We start from the raw sequence: 17,337 nt of genomic DNA on the forward strand, positions 1-17,337 counted from the left end.
AGCCCTAGGGCCGGTGGCCCAGGACCCCCTGGTCGAGCAGCGCCGCCATGTGGTTGCGGGCGGGCTTGCCGCTCGCGGTGCGCGCGACGGCGCTGTGCGCGACCTCGACCACGGACCGCGGGGCGATGCCGAAGTCGGCCGCCACCCGCTGGGCGACGCCGGCCGGGTCGATGTGCTCGCCCCGCCCGGCCACCACGGCCAGGGCGAACGACTCCCCGTGCGGCAGTGCCACGCACTCGGCGACGCCGGGCAGCTCCGTCGCCGACTGCTCGACGTCCGCGGCGAACACGTTCACGCCGTTGACGCTGATGCGGTCGCTCCTGCGGCCGCTCAGATAGAGCCGGCCGGACCGCAGGCACCCCACGTCGCCCGTGTCGAACCAGGCGACACGGTGATCGGTGTTTCCGTCGTAGCCGTTGAAGAGGGTCGCGCCGCGCAGTTGTACGGCGCCGACCTCGGCCTCCGGGCACTCCCGGCCCGACTCGTCGACGATGCGCAGGTCGAGTCGCGGCATCGTGGTGCCCAGGCACGCGGTGGTGACGGGCCCTTCGGTGCGAAAGCCGGTCTCCGCGTCCGTGTAACGGTGCGAGGTGGCCATCAGGGCGGCCTCGGCGAGGCCGTAGCAGAACACCAGCGCCGTCGGATCGAAGCCCCAGCCACGGGCCGCGCCGACGAAGGTGTCCACGGACGGCTTGCGGATGGGCTCGGCCCCGCAGAAGACCGTGCGCCAGGCGGCGAACAGACCCGGGTCGGGCGCCTCCTGCCCCGCCGCCTCACCGATCCGCGCCGCCAGGTAGCGCAGCATGAAGTCCGGGAAGGCGCTGTGCACCGACTCCGCGTCACGGACCAGGCGCAGCGCGGCGAGCGGCCTGCGCAGGAAGGTGCCCGGCTCTTCGACGACCAGGTCGATGCCCCGTACCAGCGAGGTCAGCACCCCGATGAGGCCCATGTCGTGGTGGAGCGGCAGGGCGATGAGACCCGCGTGGCCCGGCTTCATGCCGGCGACGTCACTGATCGCCTCGATGTTGCCGAGGACGGCCCGGTGGCTGAGCGGGATGGGCCGCGGCATGCCGGTGGAGCCGCTGGTGTACTGGACGAAGGCCACGTCCTCCGGGCCGCCCGGCGCGGGCCCCGGCGCGTCCTGGGGCCGCAGCACGAGACGGAGCTCGGTCAGGCCGGGCCCGGGCACGCGGAAGCCGTGGCGCGCACCCTGCTGACGCGCCACCGTGGCGAAGTACCGCTCGATGACCGTCCCGGGGACGTGCGGCTTGACGGAGACCGGCACCGCGCCCAGATGGATCAGGCCGAGCAGGGCGAGCACCCCCTCCCGGGAGCTGCCGACGCGCAGCATCACCCGGTCCCCGCGGCGCACGCCCTGGTCCGCGAAGCCACCGGCCGCCGCGGCGATCTGTGCGGCGAACTCGGGGTAGGTCAGGCGCTCCCGGCGGGCGGAGGTGCCGAAGGTGACGGTGGCCGCCGCCCGGTGGGCCTGCCCCGCGAGGGCCTCCTGCAGGGTGGTCGCGATCATGGCGTGCTCCTCGGGAGGTCGAGCAGGGCGTCGAGGTCGGCCCGCCGGATCCGCTTGGTGGCGCGGTCCACGAGCCCGAGCCGGACCCGTCCCCTGGCCACCACGGAGCCGTCGGTCCGCTCGACGTCCTGGACGAGTGTGAAGCTGTACGCGGTCCGCTCCGCCAGCGAGGTGCGCACGACGAGCCGGCCGACCGGATCCCAGTCGACCGCCTCCAGGTAGTCGAGGCGGAGCTGTAGGACCACGGCGACGGGCGCGTCCTCGCGCAGGTCACCGCCCCAGGCCCGGCCCCACTCCCAGCGCCCCGTCTCCAGGAGCTGTACGTACACGCTGTTGTTGAGGTGCCCGGCCCAGTCGAAGTCGTTGGGGCGCAGCGCGACTTCGCAGGCGTGCTCCAGCGTCGGCGTCGGCGACGGGGCGGTGGTCACGGTGTGTGCCTCGGTCATGCGGTGTCCCTTCCGTCGCCCGGCGACCGGGCCAGGAGCACCACGACCGCGCCCGCCAGGTCGCCGGTGTGGCTGATCGACAGCTCGACGTCGACCAGCCGCTTCCGGCACCACGCGGCGATCCCTCCGTGCAGGCGTATCCGGGGCTGGCCCGCGGGACCGTGCACGACCTCGACCTCGGGGAAGGTGTGCGCGGGCCCGCCGCCCAGGGAGCTGAGTGCCTTCACGAACGCCTCCTTGGCCGCGAAGAGGCCGGCCAGCGAGGCGTCCGGGCTCGGGCGGGAGCGGCAGTGCGCGCGCTCGCCCTCGGTGAACAGGGCGCCGCTAGCGAGCAAGTGCCGCTTCTCGCGCAGCTCCGTCACGGACTGCAGATCGAATCCGGTCGACATCGTTGGTCCGCAGGCTGGCGAAGTAGGCACGCTTGAGGTCCTCGTACGACTGGGTGTGGATGCCGGTCACCTCGCGGACCAGGGCGAACACGCTGGTCAGCTTCTTCATGTGGACCGAGCCCTCGTGCAGCGCGTCGTCGCCGAGGCCGAACTCCTCCTCGGCGGTGCGGGTCCGCTCCCACCAGTTGACGAAGCCCTCGCGCTCGGTCTGCGCCGCACGGGCCGAGCCGAACGTCTCGCCGCCGTCGGGGCGGACCCAGGTGTACGCCATCGAGAGCACGTCCTTGATGGGGTAGACCCCGGACTCGACGAGGGCCTTGGCGAAGGAGGCGAAGTACTGCCGGTGCTGCACCTCGTCCTTCATGATCGTGTGGAAGACGTCCCGCACCAGGCCGTCCTCGGTCGTGCGGGACTGCCAGCCGTACGAGACGCAGGCCTCGATCTCGACGCAGGCCTGGAGGATGCAGACCCGGGCGTAGTTGTCGGTGGGGAAGGCGCCCCGGTGCTCGATCACCTCGTCCTCGTCGATCGGGTCGACGCCCGCCATCTCCATGAGCCGGCCGAAGGCGACCTCGTGGTGCGCCTCCTCCTCCAGCCAGTACCGGGCCGACCAGGCCGCGGCGATGTGCAGGACGTTGGCGCCGAGCGGGTTGGTCTCGCGCAGGTCGTTCGCGAGCTTGACGCCGTCCACGGCGAGCCGGATGCCGGCGGGCTGGGTGGTGAGCTCGGCGCGCGAGGCGTGCCAGAGCGCCGCCTTGTCGCCCGGGGCGGGCCGGGACAGCTTGCGGCCGTCGAAGAGGGTGTCGGTGCCCCAGCGGCGCTGCTCGTGGTAGCTCTGCTGGACGCGCAGCACATCGCTGACGGTGGCTCCCGCGCGGAGCTCCTTGACGATGTCGGTCATGATCAGCATGGGTCGGGACGCCTTCCGGTCAGGAGGTGGTGGTGGCGAGCTGCTTGCCCAGCGCCGTGACGACGTCCTCGGCGGTGTGGTCGAGCGTCATCGTCGGCAGCTCCACGTCGTCGTCGACCCCGGTGTCGGCGAGGGCGCCCGCGAACGCGTCGAGCAGGTCGATGGAGTTGATGGCGTCCGGCGAGGCGACCAGGACGGCGGAGAGCGGCCGCCCGTCGAAGACCTCCTCCTGCGGCAGGCCGAGCCGGCGTGCGACGTGGGTCCTGAGGTCAGCAAGCATGGATGTCTCCCTGTGGGTCAGTGCTGCGGTGATGGCGCGGGGGCGGCCGGAGCGCTCCAGTCGGGCGAGCGCCCGAGCGCCGCGAGGACGAGGTCGAGCGTGCGGGCTCCCCTGGCCGGGGTCAGCCCGGGGCGGAACTGCGCGTCGGGCCCGAGCCTGCGCTCGTCGTCGGGCACCCGCAGCGCGAAGACGAGGGCGGCCTCGGCGACGTCGTCGTCGGTACCCGGGTCGAGGCCGATGGTCCGCGCCACGTCCCAGCCGTGTACGACGTGGTCGAGGAAGTGGAAGCCGATGGCGACCGAGGCGGGGAAGGTGAGCGTCGTGCTGATCTCCGGCAGGGTGAACTCGCGGGTGAGCACGGCGGGGTGGGCGAAGGCGTCGAGGACTTCGTGGGCGGCGGCGCGGTAGGTCCGCACCGGGTCGTCGCCGAGTTCGGCGGGCCGCCACACGGCGAGGTCCGCGCCCTCGCCCGCCGCGGCGGCCGCGAAGCCGCGGTGTTGACCCGCCATGTGCGCGACCAGTTCCCGCAGGTTCCAGTCCGCGCAGGGTGTCGGCGCCGCCCAGTCCGCGGGTGCCGCCTGCTCCAGGATGCGGACGCTCTCCAGTACGGCCGTCCTGTCGAGCTTCCGGACATCCATGAGGATCCTCTCGGCGAGTGGGGTGCCCAGGAGAGCGACCGCGGCGCACGTCGCCGTGTCCCCACGGTGCCCGGGCAGAAAAAACAATAGCACGACCGTACGTTTAGTTAGTGGGGGAGAAAGGCCGAGGGCCCGGTCCTCATGGACCGGGCCCTCGGTGCCGCACCCGGGCGGCGGCTGTTTCGCGCCGTGCGGCGGCGTGCCGTCTAACCGGCAGCCGTCTCGGCGGCCTGTTCGGTGATGAACGCGGCCAGCCTGCCCACGCCCTCGCGGATCTGCTGCGGCGTCAGAGCGCTGCAGGACAGGCGGAGTTGCCGGTCACCGCCGCCGGCCAGATAGAAGTCGCTCATCGGTGTCCAGAGCACACCGAAGGCGCGTGCGGAGTGCTCCAGGGCCTTGGTGTCCGCCACGAACGGGACGCGTACGACGAGGAAGAAGCCGCCGTCGGGCCGGTTCCACTCGACCCCGAGCTGCTGCCTGCGGCCGGCCGGGAAGTGCCGTTCGAGCTCCGCGAGAAGGGTGTTGAGGTTGGTGCGGTAGTACGCGATCGCCTCCGCGTTGGCCTCGCGGAGCCGGCAGCCGGACTCGACCAGGAACCCGCCGATGACGGCCTGGCCGATGGCCGACGTGTTCACCGTCGTCATGCTCTTGATCTTCGAGAGCTGGTCGGCGAGCAGCGTCCGCTCGCCCGCCGGGCCCACCACCTCCTGGTCGGCCACCACATATCCGACGCGTGCGCCGGGCAGCGCGGTCTTCGCGAACGATCCCAGGTGCAGGACCCGGCGCCCGCGGTCCATGGCCTTGAGGGTGGGCCGCGCCGAACCCTCCCGGACGAAGAACCCGTACGGGTCGTCCTCGAGGATCAGCAGATCCTCCTGGCCGGCGATCTCCAGGAGCCGTTCGCGGGCGGCGACGGTCATGCTGGCGCCGGACGGGTTGGCGAAGTCCGGGACCACGTACAGGGCGCGCGGCCGCCGCCCCTCCGCCCTGGTCTCCCGCACGGCGGCCAGGACCGCGTCGGGGTCCGGTCCCGCGGCGCCCTCGGCGACGGGACGCACGGCGATGTCGAGCAGGCGTGCCGCGCCGGTGACGCCCACATAGCAGGGCGAGCTGACGAGCAGGGTGTCCTCGGGCCGCGCGAAGAGGGCCCGCAGGGTGAGCAGCATCGCCTCCTGGCAGCCGGTCGTCACGACCACCGACTCCGGGCTCACGACGATGCCCTCGTCGTTGGCGAGGGTGCGGGCGATGAGGTCGTGGATGATGCCGTTGGTGCGCCCGTACTGGAAGAGCACCGTGCGCACCTGCTCGCGCGTCCAGCCGCGCTCCTGCTCCAAGTGGTCGGTGTAGGACCGGAGATGGCGTGCGAGGTCCTCGGGCTCGAACGTGCCCTCGGAGGGTCTGCCGGGCGCGAAGGAGACGGCGTCGGGGAAGCGTGCGACGACCTCGTTGAGGAAGTTCATCGCGTCGAGCACCGGATCGGTGAGCGAGCCGTGCAGCTCGCCGAGGTCGAGCGCCGCCGACGCGGGCGCCGGCGTGGCGGCTGCGGGAGCCGTGGTGTCTGCCATGGGGTCAGTCCTTGTCCGGTGCGGCGGCGTTCGGTGCTGCGGCGAAGGCGGTGCGCAGATACCCGGCGGCCTGCTCGATGGCGCGGCGCCCCGCGTCCAGGGTTCCCGCCATGGCGAAGAAGCCGTGGGCCACGCCCGGGTACCGGGCGGCCACGACGGGGACGCCGCTGTCGCGCAGGCGCTCCGCGTACAGCTCGCCCTCGTCGCGCAGCGGGTCGTACTCGGCGGTGATCACCAGAGCCTGCGGGAGACCGGAGTGGTCGGGCGCCCGCAGCGGGGAGACGAGGGGGTTCAGACCGTCCTCGGGTGAGGTCAGGTAGTTGTCCCAATACCACTGCACCGACTTGTCGTTGAAGAGCAGCGGGTCGGTGTTCTCGCGGCGCGATGCGGTGTCCGCGCGGTGGTCGGTGTTGGGGTAGACGAGCAGTTGGGCCAGGATGTCCGGGCCCCCGGCGTCGCGCGCCATGAGCGAGACCACCGCGGCGAGGTTGCCGCCCGCGCTGTCGCCGCCGACGGCCACCCGGGCGGGATCGCCGCCGAGCCGCCCGGCGTGCTCGACCGCCCAGCGCAGGCCGGCGAGGCAGTCCTCCGGCGCGGCGGGGAACTTGTGCTCGGGCGCCAGGCGGTAGCCCACCGCGACGGTGAGGCAGCCGGCGGCGTTGGCGAGGCTCCGGCAGATCGCGTCACTGGTCTCGATGGAGCCGAGCGTCCAGCCGCCGCCGAAGAAGTAGACGAGCACCGGCAACGGGCCGTCGTCCGCGGGCCGGTAGACGCGCACGGGCAGCGGGCCCCGCGGTCCCGGAATCGTCTCGTCGGTCACCCGCGCCACCGGCTCGGGGGTCCCCGAGTCGGCCTGGATGGCGGCGAGGTCGGCAGCCCGCGCCTCCTGAAGGGTCATGGTGTACAGGGGGCGTACCCCCTGTGCCGCGCGCTGGTCGTACAGCGCCTGGAGTTGTGGATCGAATGCCATGGTGCCTCCGGGCCAGAGCCGCGGTCCGCCGGGACCGCGCTGAGTGTCAAGGTGTGTCGGGCAGCAGCGACGGTTCTGTCGCGGCGGCGCGCAGCCGGTTGAGGATGCCCTCGGCCGCTCGCGCGTAGCAGGTGAAGTTGGCGTGCAGTACGGATTCGGAGTTGGCCATCTCCAGCAAGGCGACCAGCTCGAAAGCCAGTTGGGGGATGTCGGTGTCGGCGCGGACCTCACCGGCGTCCCTCGCCTCCGCGATCGACTGCTCGAGATAGGTGAACCAGCTGCCGTGGGCGCCCGCGACCGTGTCGTGGACCTTGCCCTCGCGTGCGTCGTACTCCGCCGAGACCGAGTAGAAGAAGCAGCCGCCGGGGAAGACCCGCTGTTCGGAGTAGGTGAGCCAGCTGATGCACAGGCTCCACAACCGGTGTATTCCCGAGGGGAGTTCGCGGTTGGGCTGCACGACGTATTCGATGTAGATCTTGATGGCGGCGCGCACGGTGGCCAGTTGCAGCTCTTCCTTCGAGCCGAAGAGGGCGAAGACTCCGCTCTTGCTGAGCCCCAGTTCACCTGCCAGACGCCCCAGGGACAGCCCTTCGAGGCCTTCCACCGATGCGATCTCCACGGCGCGTCGCAGAATCGACTGCCGGGTCTGGTTTCCGCGTGCGATCCGCCCATCGGTGCGGGTCGTGGTCACCCAACACCTCCTCAATCTCCCTGTTCGGGGGGTCCGTGTCCCAACGGCCGGACAGCTCACGCCACTAAGTGGACGACCGTGCGGGCTTTGTGCAAGAGTACAGTTACTGTACGGCCGTGCGTTTAGTTTGGCGCACGGTCGAGGAGATGCGGGGGAGACGAACAGTGGCGGCGCTGACGTTGCGCGAGTACCGGACCGAGGCCGAGGGGCGCCTCCCGGGGCCCGTGTGGGACTTCCTCGAAGGGGGCAGCGGCACCGAGTCGATGCTCTCGGCGGGGCGTGCCGCGCTCGACCGGATCCGGCTCCGCCCGCGCTGTCTCGTCGACGTCTCCGCGTGCGACCCGGGCGTGACCCTGCTGGGTTCGCGGTGGGCCGCACCGCTGGGCATCGCGCCCATGGCGTACCACCGACTGGCGCATGCCGAGGGCGAGGTGGCGACCGCGCGGGCCGCAGGTGCGGCGGGTGTGCCGCTCACCGTCAGCATGTTCGCGAGCCGCACCCTGGAGGACATCGCCGCGGCGGCGAGCGGTCCGCTGTGGCTGCAGCTGTACTGGCTCAGGCGGCGCGAGGCGCTGGCCAAGCTCGTCCGGCGGGCCGAGCAAGCCGGCTACGAGGCGCTGGTGCTGACCGTGGACGCGCCGCGCGTGGCGCATCGCCCGCGGGACGCGCGCAACGGTTTCGCCGTGCCCGCGGACATACGCGCGGTGAACGTCGACCCGGCCGTCATGTCCGCCTCCCACGGGGGTGTGGCGGGCGAGTCCGCCATTGCCCGGCATTCGCGGGAGCAGTTCGATCCTTCCATTACCTGGAGAGATCTCGCCTGGCTCCGTGAGCGCACCTCTCTGCCGCTGGTATTGAAGGGTGTTCTCGCGTCCGAGGACGCCGAACTCGCCGTGAAATACGGTGTGGACGCGCTCGTCGTCTCGAATCACGGGGGCCGGCAGCTCGATTTCGCGGTCCCGGCCGCCGACGCCCTCGAAGGGATCGTCGAGGCGGTGGGCGGGCGCTGCCGGGTGATCCTCGACGGGGCGGTCCGGCACGGCGCGGACATCGCGAAGGCGCTCTGCCTCGGTGCCGACGCGGTGTTCGTGGGGCGTCCCGTGCTCTGGGGGCTCGCGCATTCCGGGAGCGCGGGCGTCGCCGGCGTGCTCCGGGTCCTGATGGACGAGTTCGAGGAAGTGATGGCGCTCATGGGGGCGCCACGAGTGGGGGACTTCGGGAATTCAGGAATTCTTCATCATTGATGCGGGTCCTTTGTCTTGACTGATTGAGTCGATTCCCGTTCGCCCTTTTTCCGGGTGGCCGGGGAATTCGGCATGCCATGGAACAGGAACCTACTTGGAAGTAGTGATTTAACAGAAATCATCTCTTGATTACTCGATGGTAGTGAGTAACGATGGAGGTGTCGCCCAGGGGATTCGGTGGCTCTGGCACCGGGGGTTGCGGCGACTACCTGCCCGACATGTACATGGACAATGTCGTCACAAAGGCATTCGGGTTTTTCGCAGGTTTTCAGATGGGTGGGGATTCCAATGGGGGGAACGGCACCGAAACGGTGCACCGAGGGCGCCTGGGTCGATGACATATTGCTCCAGGGCGACGGGAGGGATGTCGCCCTTCAGCTGGGCGAAGCGGTGAGCCGCGCGGAACTGCGCGAACTCGTCGCCGCCGAACAGGCACGTTTCGAAGCGGCGGGACTGGCCGCGGGAGGCGTGGTCGCGGTGCGGCTGCCGCCCTCGCTCAGCTGTATCGTCGCGATGCTCGCCGGCTGGCGGGCCGGCGCCCAAGTGGCCCTTCTCGACTACCGGTTGACCACCCATGAGGTGGGCAAGGCGATCGCGCGGCTGACACCGCAGCTGGTCGTCGAGCCGGTCGCCGACGTCAGCGGAACGCTCCGCGGCTTCTTCGACGTCACCTCCCGGATCACCCCCCTGCGCACCGGCCGCCCGGCGGCCACGCCGCACATCCTGCTCCAGCTCAGCTCCGGCTCCACGGGCCCCTCCAAGGTCATCGGACGCACCGCGGGCAGCCTGCTCGCGGAGATCGACCGGTACGGCAGGCTCGACGGCTTCCCCCGCCGGGGCGAGCGCACCGTCGTCCTCGCCTCGATCGTGCACGTGCTCGGCCTGGTCGGCGGACTGCTGTACGGCCTCGCGTGCGGCGCCCAAGTGGTCCTGCCCGCCCGCCAGACGGTCGACGGGATCCTCAAGGCGGTCGCCGCCGGAGACGCACCGACGACCATCCTCGGGGTCCCCTCGCAGGCCACGGTCCTCGCCGCCGCGCAGAACCCGCCCCGGCTGCCCCAGCTGCGCCGCATGATCACCGGCGGCGAGCTGGTCAGGCCGGACGTGCGGGAGCGGTTCACCCGCGGCTACGACGCCGAACTCGGCGTCATGTACGGCATGACCGAGGCCGGCGTCATCGCCACCGACCTGACCGGAGCCACCCTGCCGGGCCTGACACCCGCGCCCGGCATGCGGGTACGGGTCGAGGACGGCCAGATCCTGCTGGGCCTGCCCGAATCCCCTTACGTGGGACCGTCCGACCCGACCCGTTTCGTGGACGGCTGGCTGCACACCAAGGACGCGGGCAGCCACGACGAGGCCACCGGGCTCCTCACGGTGCTCGGCCGGCTCGACTCGCAGGTGTCCGTCGGCGGACTCAAGGTGGACCTCTCGGAGATCGAGGCATCCATCAGCGCGCTGCCCGGCATCACCGAGGCCGTGGTCGTCCAGGGCACCGGCATCGAAGCCTTCGTGATGGTCGAGGAACGGGCCGTGTTCGACGGCCTCGCCGACTGTCTGGCCGGCCGGCTCGCCCCCTACAAGCGGCCGCGCACCCTGCACGTGCTGTCCGAACTGCCCCGCACCGCGACCGGAAAGCCCGTGCGCAACGCCGACGTGCTCCGCGCCGCCGCGCGGTCGGCCGCCGGGGTGTGACCCGCGCGGCCCGACCTCCCCTCGGCCCGACCCCGACTCAGCCCGACTCCGTCGCCGACACCTCGCGGACATCGAGGCGCACGTCGCCGCCGCCCCCGTGCAGCGCGACACCGATGACGCGCCGCCCGCCGTCCACGAGGACAGCCGTGGAGACGACATCCGGATCACCGGGCAGCCGCAGCGGCGCCGGAGGAGCGTCGTCACCCGGCGGCCACCGACGGGGCAGCGGCATCCGGCGGCTCATGCCGCCGCGCCGCAGCCCCTGGCCGAGCGCCTTGCCGACCGCCTCCTTCTGCGTCCACAGCCACAAGAACGCCACCGACTGATCGTCCTCGGGCAGTGCCGCGACCCACGCCGCCTCGGCGGGGTCCAGCCACGCCCGGGCCATCGCCGCGGCACGCAGCCGCCGTACCACCTCCACGTCCACACCCACGGGGGCGAGGCCGGTCACCGCGACGGCCAGCGCCCCACGCCCGTGAGCGACGCTCACGTGCAACGACGTGCCGGCACCGCCCAGTACGGGACGGCCCCCGGCCTCGTGTTCCAACCAGATCTCGGACGGCGCGACACCGATCAGACCGGCCGCGGCCCGCACCACCAAGGTGTGCGCCCTGCGCCGCTCGTCGCCGTCCGTGGCGCACCACAGCACCGTCACCGCGTCCGGGGAACCGCCTGGATGCCTGTCCATGAACAGGGAGTCAATCAAATGTCCGCTGAGGTTGAGAAGTTCATCATCGAGGCCCTCCAGAACATGAACTACGACGTTTCCGACGTAACCGGCGAGACCCCGCTCGGCCCGGCCGGCCTGGACCTCGAGTCCCTCTCCGTCGCGGAGATAGCCATCCAGGTCGAGGACACGTACGGCGTGAAGTTCGAGGAGGACGAGATGGAGACCGTCGCGCTCCTGACCGTCTCCGGCCTGGTCAAGGAGATCGTCGAGCGGGCGTCCGCGTCCGCTGCGACGGCCGGCTGAGTCCGACAGCCGTCCCGGACGCCGGACGTACGCCGAGAGCACGATCCAGAGAGCGGAGACAACGGGGAATGCATCCCAAGAACGAGCGCGCAGAGCTCGCCGGTGACCAAGGTCTCGGCGTCGGCAACGTGCTGACCACGCTGCTCGAGCGGGGCACCGGCCTCGACGCCCCGAGCATCACCTTCGACACCGAGGTCGACGGGCACCCCGCCTGGCGGGCCCTCACCCTCGCCGAGCTGGGCGAGCGGGTCGCGGCCCGCGCCGCGGCCCTGCACGCCCTCGGGGTCAGGCCCCGCGACGTGGTCGCCGTCTTCGTGACGGCGGCCGCCGACCAGGTGCTCGGCTACCTCGCCCTGACGCGCCTCGGCGCGATCCCCGCTCTGGTCAACGGACGGGTCCCGGCCGAGCAGGCCGGCGAGTACATCAAGCGGCTGCGGGCGGTCGGCGTCATCGCCGACACGGCGCACTGGGACTCCCTCAAGGACCTGGGCATCGGCACACCGCTCCTCGCCGAGCCGGCCGGCCTCGGCGAGGGCGACCCGGCCGACGCCCCCAAGGCCTACCGCCACCACGGCAACGAACCCGTGGTCATCACCCACTCCTCGGGCACCACCGGCCTGCCCAAGGCCGTCACCCACTCGCACCACAGCCTCTTCGCCGCCATCCGCCACCGGCTCTCGCTGCCCAAGGGCCAGGGCATCGACCGGATGCTGGGCGCACTGCCCTCGGCGCACGCGGCCACCGTCATCGCGGTCAACCTCGCGCTGACCAACCGCACCCAACTCGCCCTGCTCTCCCAGCAGTCCGGCGGCCCGGTGCTCGACGCCATCGAGTCCTGGCAGCCGCACGCCGTCCTCGGCTTCGCCACCACCTGGTCGGAGCTGGCGGGCCACGACCTCTCGGCCCGCGCCATGGACTCCGTACGGACCTGGTGGAACACCGGGGACTGCGCCCACGAGGCGCACATCCGCAAGCTCATCGCCGTCGGCACCCGGGAGTCCGTCACCAGCGAGGGCCGGGTCCGCACCCGGGGCTCGTTCTTCGTCGACGGCCTCGGCTCCACGGAGATGGGGCACTCCCAGTTCCACATCACCCACACGCCCGACACCGGCCGCTACGGCCGCTGCATCGGCAAACCGCACGCCTTCTCCGACGTGGCGGTCGTCGACGACGACGGCGAGAAGCTCGGCACCGGGCAGGTGGGCCAGCTCGCCATCAGCGCGCCGACGCTCTCACTCGGCTACTGGAACGACTCGGTGACCACCTACCGCACCCGCAGGGACGGCTACTTCCTCACCGGCGACCTGGTCTTCCGCGACGAGGCCGGCTACTACTACCACGTCGACCGCATGGTCGACTCGGTCGATCTGGGCGACGGCAAGAAGCTCTTCACCATGCTCTGCGAGGAGCAGGTGCTCGCCGCGTGCGCCGACGTCCTCGAATGCACCGTCGTCGCGGTAAGAACCGACGAGCGGGTCGCCACCTCCGTGCTGCTCCTGCTCGACCCGCAGGCCGACCAGGACGCCGACCGCACCCCCGAGGTGCTCGCCGCCCTGGACCCCGAGGTGGCCGCCACCGTCGAGCGCGTGGTCGTCGTCAGCCCGGACCGCATCCCCCTCGGCGCGACCGGCAAGGTCCGCAAGATCCTGCTGCGCCGGCGCTTCCTCGACGGTGAACTGCTCACCGCCCCGGCCTCCGCGGGGGTGGCGGCATGACACCTCCCACCACGGGACCCGGCGCCGTCGTCACGGGCCTCGGCGCCTTCACCCCGCTCGGCCGCGGCGCCGCGCAGAACTTCGACGCGCTGTGCCACGGCAAGTCGGGGCTGCGCAGACCGCCCGAGGACCACCTCCTCGCGGGCAGCATCGACGTCGCGGGCATCGCGCCGGGCATCGAGGCGCGCGAGGTGCTGCCGCCCAGCGAGGGCCGGCTCGTCGACCGCTACGCCCTGATGGCCCTGGCCGCCGCGGACGACGCGCTCGCCGACGCGGGCCTGGTCGTCGGCCGTGACGTCGACCCGCACCGGGTCGCCGTGGTCGTCTCCAGCGGCGCGGGCGGACTCTCGACGTACGAGGCGCAGACGCAGGCCAGGGCGGAGCGCGGCCCGACCGCGGTCAGCCCGTACCTGCTGCCCGGCATGCTGCCGAACATGGCGGCCGCCCGCATCGCCATCAAACACGGGATACGCGGCTGGAGTTCGGCCATCGCCACGGCCTGCGCCGCCGGTGCCCACGCCGTCGCGGAGGCCGCCCGGCTGATCCGCTACGGCGAGGCCGACGTGGTGGTCTGCGGCGGCGCGGAGGCCCCGCTCAACCCGACGTCGGCCCTCGCCTTCGCCCACGCCAGGGCGCTGGCCCAAGGCTGGGGCGAGGACCCCGAGGCCGCGAGCCGCCCCTTCGACCGGCGCCGCAACGGCTTCGTGCTCGCCGAGGGCGCCGGCGTGCTCGTCGTCGAACGCGTCGAGCACGCCGACGCCCGGGGCGCCGCGGGCTACGCCGACCTGCTCGGCTGGGGCGCCACCACCGACGCCCACCGGCCCACCGCACCGCGCCCCGACGGCGACGGAGCCGCGCACAGCATGCGCGGCGCGCTCGGCACCGCGGGCCTCGCCCCCGAGGACATCGGCTACATCAACGCACACGGCACGGCCACCAAGCTCGGCGACGTCGCCGAGACGAAGGCCGTACGGGCCGTGTTCGGGGCGAACACCCCCGCCATCAGCAGCACGAAGTCGATGACGGGCCACCTCCTGGGCGGATCCGGCGCGGTGGAGGCGGCCTTCAGCGCCCTGGCCGTCTCCCGGGGCGTCCTGCCGCCGACCCACAACCTCGACGAGGTGGATCCCCACTGCGACCTCGACCACGTGCGGGGCGAGGCACGGCAGCAGCGGGTGGACGCCGTGATCTCCAACTCGTTCGCCTTCGGCGGGCACAACGTCAGCCTGCTGCTCGGCACGGCCAGCAGCCGCAAGAAGCGCTAGAGGAACTAGAGGAAAGGCAATCGTGGACATCGGAGCTGTCGACCACATCGAGTTCTACGTCGGGGACGCCCAGCAGTCGGCGTTCTACCTGTGCACCGCGTTCGGCTTCCGGGTGTGCGGGCAGGCGGGCCCCGAGACGGGCCAGGCCGACCGGCGCTCGCTGCTGCTGCGCCAGGGCGGCATCGAGATCGTGCTCACCTCCGCGCTGACCCCCGAGCACCCCGCGGCCGCGTACGTGGCCCGGCACGGTGACGGCGTGGCCAACATCGCGTTCGAAGTCGCCGACGCGGCCAAGGCGTTCGCCCTCGCCGTGGAGCGCGGCGCCACCGCCGTCGAGGAGCCCCGCACCCACGAGAAGGACGGCACCGAGGTGGTCACCGCCTCCGTGCTCGGCTTCGGCGACGTCGCCCACCGCTTCGTGCAGCGCACCGGCGACCGCTCGGAGTTCCTGCCCGGCGTGATGGACATCATCGCCGAGGACCCGGACGAGGGCGCGCACCTGCTGAACACCGTGGACCACGCGGCGATCTGCCTGCCCGCCGGCCAGCTGCGGCCCACCGTCGCCTTCTACGAGAAGGTCTTCGGATTCCGGCAAATCTTCGAGGAGTTCATCGAGGTCGGCGAGCAGGCCATGGACTCCAAGGTGGTGCAGAGCCCCTCCGAGCAGGTGACCTTCACCCTCATCGAGCCGGTGACCGACCGCAAGCCGGGCCAGATCGACGGCTTCCTCGCCCGGCACGGCGGCGCCGGCGTACAGCACCTCGCGCTCCTGGCCGACGACATCGTCTCCGCGGTGCCCGCCCTGGAGGCGCGCGGCGTGCGGTTCCTGGAGACCCCCGACGCCTACTACGACGAGCTGGAAGAGCGCATGGGGCGCCCGGACCTCAAGACCGAGGACCTGCGGCGCACCAACGTCCTGGTCGACCAGGACCACTGGGGCCAGGTCTTCCAGATCTTCACCCAGTCCCCGCACGTCAGGAAGACCTTCTTCTGGGAGGTCATCGACCGCCACGGTGCCAAGACGTTCGGGAGCGGCAACATCAAGGCCCTCTACGAGGCCGTGGCCCGCGAGAAGGCGACCGCCTGACCGCCGGGGCCCCTCATCCGCACCGCAGCACTCGTACCGAAGGAAGACCCGTGACCGTATCTGACCCCACGCTGTTCGCCCTGACGGAGGAGGAGCGCGAACTCCTCCCCACCGACGAGGACGTCCACTTCTACGCCGAGCACGGCTGGTACCTCTCCAAGAAGCTCTTCACGGACGAGGAGATCGACCTCCTGGAGGCGGCGAGCGAGAACTTCTACGCCGGCCACCGCGACCGCACCCTGCCGGTGCGCCCGCCCAAGCTGGCCTACTGGGAGCCGGAGCACGGCCCGGTCCAGCGCCACAACGACTACGTCCACTACGAGGACGACACGATCGGCCGCATCCTGCGCAAGCCGCTGCTCGGCGCGGTGGCCGCGAGGATCGCCGAGGCCGAGCAGATCCGGGTGTTCCAGTCCACCCTGATCTTCAAGCCGCCGGTGGCCGAGGAGCAGTCGAACATCGTGCCCTGGCACTTCGACCGGCACTACTGGGCCACCTGCACCTCCGAGCGGATGCTGACGGCGTTCATCCCCTTCCACGACTGCGGCGAGGAGATGGGCACGATCACCATGGTGGACGGCAGCCACCTGTGGAAGGAGATCGCGGAGAACGACGCGACGTCGCTGCACTTCGCCGAGCGCGACCGCAGCGAACTCGACGTCATGCTGGAGGAGAACGCGCGCTACAACGGCGTCGAGGTCCGCAAGATCCCGGTCCACATCCCCAAGGGCCACGTCAACTTCCACCACTGCCGCACCTACCACGGCAGCGGTGCGAACGTCAGCGACCGCCCGCGCCGCGCCATCTCCTTCCACCTGCAGGACGGCGAGAACCGCTACCGCGAGTTCCGCCGCTCGGACGGCGCCGAGGTCGCCTACAACCACGACGTGCTGGTGCGCAGGACCGCCGCGGGCACGCCGGACTACAGCGACCCCGAGTACCTGCCCTTGCTGTGGAGCAGCCGCTGATGCGCAGTGCCGCGGTGGTCGGAACCGGTCTGATCGGTACGTCCGTCGCCCTGGCCCTGCGGGGCCGGGGCGTGCACGTCCACCTCATCGACCGTGACCCCGAGGTGGCGGGGGTCGCGGCCGGGCTCGGGGCCGGCGTGGTCGGATTCCCGCGCACGCCGGTGGACCTCGCCGTCATCGCCGTACCCCCGCAGCACGTCGCGGCGACCCTGCACGAATACCAACTGCGCGAGCTGGCACAGGACTTCACCGACGTGGCGAGCGTCAAGGTGCGGCCGCAGGAGGAGGCGGCGGAGCTCGGCTGCGACCTGACCCGCTACCTCGGCGGCCACCCCATGGCGGGCCGGGAGCAGTCGGGGCCGCTCGCGGCGCAGGGCGACCTGTTCCGCGGCAGACCGTGGGTGCTCACGCCGACGGCGCAGACCGGCGAGCCGACCGTGCGGCGGGTGCGGGAACTGGCCGCGCTCTGCGGGGCGCGACCCCTGGTGATGGCCCACGCCGCGCACGACAGGGCGGTGGCCCTCACCTCGCACGCCCCGCACGTGGTGGCGAGCCTGGTGGCCGCCCGCCTCCTCGACGGGGACACCTCGCAGCTCCAGCTCGCCGGGCAGGGGCTGCGCGACGTGACGCGGATCGCCGGCGGCGACGCGGAGCTGTGGACCGACATCCTCGGCTCCAACGCCACGGCGGTCGCGGAGGTCCTCGCCGAGGTCGCCCTCGACCTCGGCACGCTCGTGGACGCGCTGCGCGACATGGGCGCGGCCTCGCCGGCCGTGCCGCCCGAGCGGTACGGCAGCAGCAGGACGCACCTGACCTCGGCCCTGGTACGCGGGGTGCAGGGACGCGGCCTGATCCCGGGGGTCGCCTCGGGCGGACCGCGCCTGACCGGTGTGGCGGCCGGTACCTGAGATGGCGGCGACCCAGGTGCCGAAGCCCGGCCGAGCGGCAGGGCCCAGACGACTTCCGATTCAGT

18 protein-coding genes are annotated in these 17,337 nt (G+C 72.0%); 8 read left to right on the forward strand and 10 right to left on the reverse strand.

Translation table 11 applies throughout. The features are described 5' to 3' along the window. Positions 1 to 4: 4 nt before the first annotated feature. The 9 genes from ACZ6B8_RS09355 to ACZ6B8_RS09395 all read right to left on the reverse strand — a co-directional run bounded on the left by ACZ6B8_RS09355 (position 5) and on the right by ACZ6B8_RS09395 (position 7,417). Positions 5 to 1,528 (reverse strand): AMP-binding protein, encoded by a 1,524-nt coding sequence (locus ACZ6B8_RS09355; protein ID WP_471606800.1) that lies wholly within the window; start codon positions 1,526 to 1,528, stop codon positions 5 to 7. Continuing rightward, the gene (locus tag ACZ6B8_RS09360; RefSeq protein WP_471078049.1) at positions 1,525 to 1,974 is read right to left on the reverse strand and encodes an acyl-CoA thioesterase; all 450 of its coding nucleotides are present in this window, start codon (positions 1,972 to 1,974) and stop codon (positions 1,525 to 1,527) included. Before ACZ6B8_RS09360 ends, ACZ6B8_RS09355 begins: the two co-directional genes overlap by 4 nt. After that, entirely contained in the window at positions 1,971 to 2,309 is a 339-nt protein-coding gene (locus tag ACZ6B8_RS09365) for a holo-ACP synthase (protein ID WP_471606801.1), read from the reverse strand. Before ACZ6B8_RS09365 ends, ACZ6B8_RS09360 begins: the two co-directional genes overlap by 4 nt. Beyond that, a complete protein-coding gene (locus ACZ6B8_RS09370) occupies positions 2,299 to 3,273 on the reverse strand; it encodes a ferritin family protein (protein ID WP_471606802.1) in 975 nt (324 codons plus the stop codon). Before ACZ6B8_RS09370 ends, ACZ6B8_RS09365 begins: the two co-directional genes overlap by 11 nt. A 19-nt stretch (positions 3,274 to 3,292) precedes the next feature. Further along, entirely contained in the window at positions 3,293 to 3,553 is a 261-nt protein-coding gene (locus ACZ6B8_RS09375) for a hypothetical protein (RefSeq protein ID WP_471078060.1), read from the reverse strand. A 17-nt stretch (positions 3,554 to 3,570) separates the two neighbouring features. After that, entirely contained in the window at positions 3,571 to 4,191 is a 621-nt protein-coding gene (locus ACZ6B8_RS09380) for a TIGR03086 family metal-binding protein (RefSeq protein WP_471606803.1), read from the reverse strand. A gap of 206 nt (positions 4,192 to 4,397) precedes the next feature. Next, positions 4,398 to 5,756: an aminotransferase-like domain-containing protein gene (locus ACZ6B8_RS09385; protein WP_471606804.1), complete on the reverse strand. Its 1,359-nt coding sequence runs from the start codon at positions 5,754 to 5,756 to the stop codon at positions 4,398 to 4,400. A 4-nt stretch (positions 5,757 to 5,760) separates the two neighbouring features. Then, positions 5,761 to 6,726, reverse strand: a complete 966-nt coding sequence (locus ACZ6B8_RS09390) for an alpha/beta hydrolase (protein WP_471606805.1) — start codon at positions 6,724 to 6,726, stop codon at positions 5,761 to 5,763. A gap of 46 nt (positions 6,727 to 6,772) precedes the next feature. Beyond that, positions 6,773 to 7,417 (reverse strand): TetR/AcrR family transcriptional regulator, encoded by a 645-nt coding sequence (locus ACZ6B8_RS09395; protein ID WP_471078073.1) that lies wholly within the window; start codon positions 7,415 to 7,417, stop codon positions 6,773 to 6,775. A gap of 68 nt (positions 7,418 to 7,485) precedes the next feature. Between ACZ6B8_RS09395 and ACZ6B8_RS09400 the strand changes: the two genes are divergently transcribed. Together ACZ6B8_RS09400 and ACZ6B8_RS09405 are read left to right on the forward strand one after the other, a co-directional pair. Further along, a complete protein-coding gene (locus ACZ6B8_RS09400) occupies positions 7,486 to 8,661 on the forward strand; it encodes an alpha-hydroxy acid oxidase (protein ID WP_471606806.1) in 1,176 nt (391 codons plus the stop codon). A 288-nt stretch (positions 8,662 to 8,949) separates the two neighbouring features. Next, positions 8,950 to 10,356, forward strand: coding sequence for a class I adenylate-forming enzyme family protein (locus ACZ6B8_RS09405; RefSeq protein WP_471078080.1), 1,407 nt, complete (start codon positions 8,950 to 8,952; stop codon positions 10,354 to 10,356). A gap of 37 nt (positions 10,357 to 10,393) precedes the next feature. On the opposite strand, the gene ACZ6B8_RS09410 is transcribed toward ACZ6B8_RS09405, so the two are convergent. Beyond that, positions 10,394 to 11,044 (reverse strand): 4'-phosphopantetheinyl transferase family protein, encoded by a 651-nt coding sequence (locus ACZ6B8_RS09410; RefSeq protein ID WP_471078083.1) that lies wholly within the window; start codon positions 11,042 to 11,044, stop codon positions 10,394 to 10,396. An 18-nt stretch (positions 11,045 to 11,062) separates the two neighbouring features. Between ACZ6B8_RS09410 and ACZ6B8_RS09415 the strand changes: the two genes are divergently transcribed. The 6 genes from ACZ6B8_RS09415 to ACZ6B8_RS09440 all read left to right on the forward strand — a co-directional run bounded on the left by ACZ6B8_RS09415 (position 11,063) and on the right by ACZ6B8_RS09440 (position 17,272). Beyond that, on the forward strand, positions 11,063 to 11,329 hold the full coding sequence (locus ACZ6B8_RS09415) for an acyl carrier protein (RefSeq protein ID WP_098245803.1): 267 nt from the start codon (positions 11,063 to 11,065) through the stop codon (positions 11,327 to 11,329). 68 nt (positions 11,330 to 11,397) lie between these two features. After that, positions 11,398 to 13,044: a class I adenylate-forming enzyme family protein gene (locus tag ACZ6B8_RS09420; RefSeq protein ID WP_471078086.1), complete on the forward strand. Its 1,647-nt coding sequence runs from the start codon at positions 11,398 to 11,400 to the stop codon at positions 13,042 to 13,044. Further along, positions 13,041 to 14,309, forward strand: coding sequence for a beta-ketoacyl-[acyl-carrier-protein] synthase family protein (locus ACZ6B8_RS09425; protein WP_471606807.1), 1,269 nt, complete (start codon positions 13,041 to 13,043; stop codon positions 14,307 to 14,309). Before ACZ6B8_RS09420 ends, ACZ6B8_RS09425 begins: the two co-directional genes overlap by 4 nt. 22 nt (positions 14,310 to 14,331) lie before the next feature. Next, the gene (hppD, locus tag ACZ6B8_RS09430) at positions 14,332 to 15,396 is read left to right on the forward strand and encodes a 4-hydroxyphenylpyruvate dioxygenase (protein WP_471606808.1); all 1,065 of its coding nucleotides are present in this window, start codon (positions 14,332 to 14,334) and stop codon (positions 15,394 to 15,396) included. Positions 15,397 to 15,446: 50 nt separating this feature from the next. Continuing rightward, entirely contained in the window at positions 15,447 to 16,364 is a 918-nt protein-coding gene (locus ACZ6B8_RS09435; RefSeq protein ID WP_471606809.1) for a phytanoyl-CoA dioxygenase family protein, read from the forward strand. Next, positions 16,364 to 17,272 (forward strand): prephenate dehydrogenase, encoded by a 909-nt coding sequence (locus ACZ6B8_RS09440; protein WP_471078098.1) that lies wholly within the window; start codon positions 16,364 to 16,366, stop codon positions 17,270 to 17,272. The genes ACZ6B8_RS09435 and ACZ6B8_RS09440 overlap by 1 nt, the downstream gene beginning before the upstream one ends. The last annotated feature ends 65 nt before the right edge of the window (positions 17,273 to 17,337 follow it).

Source organism: Streptomyces sp. NPDC041122, from assembly GCF_055592445.1.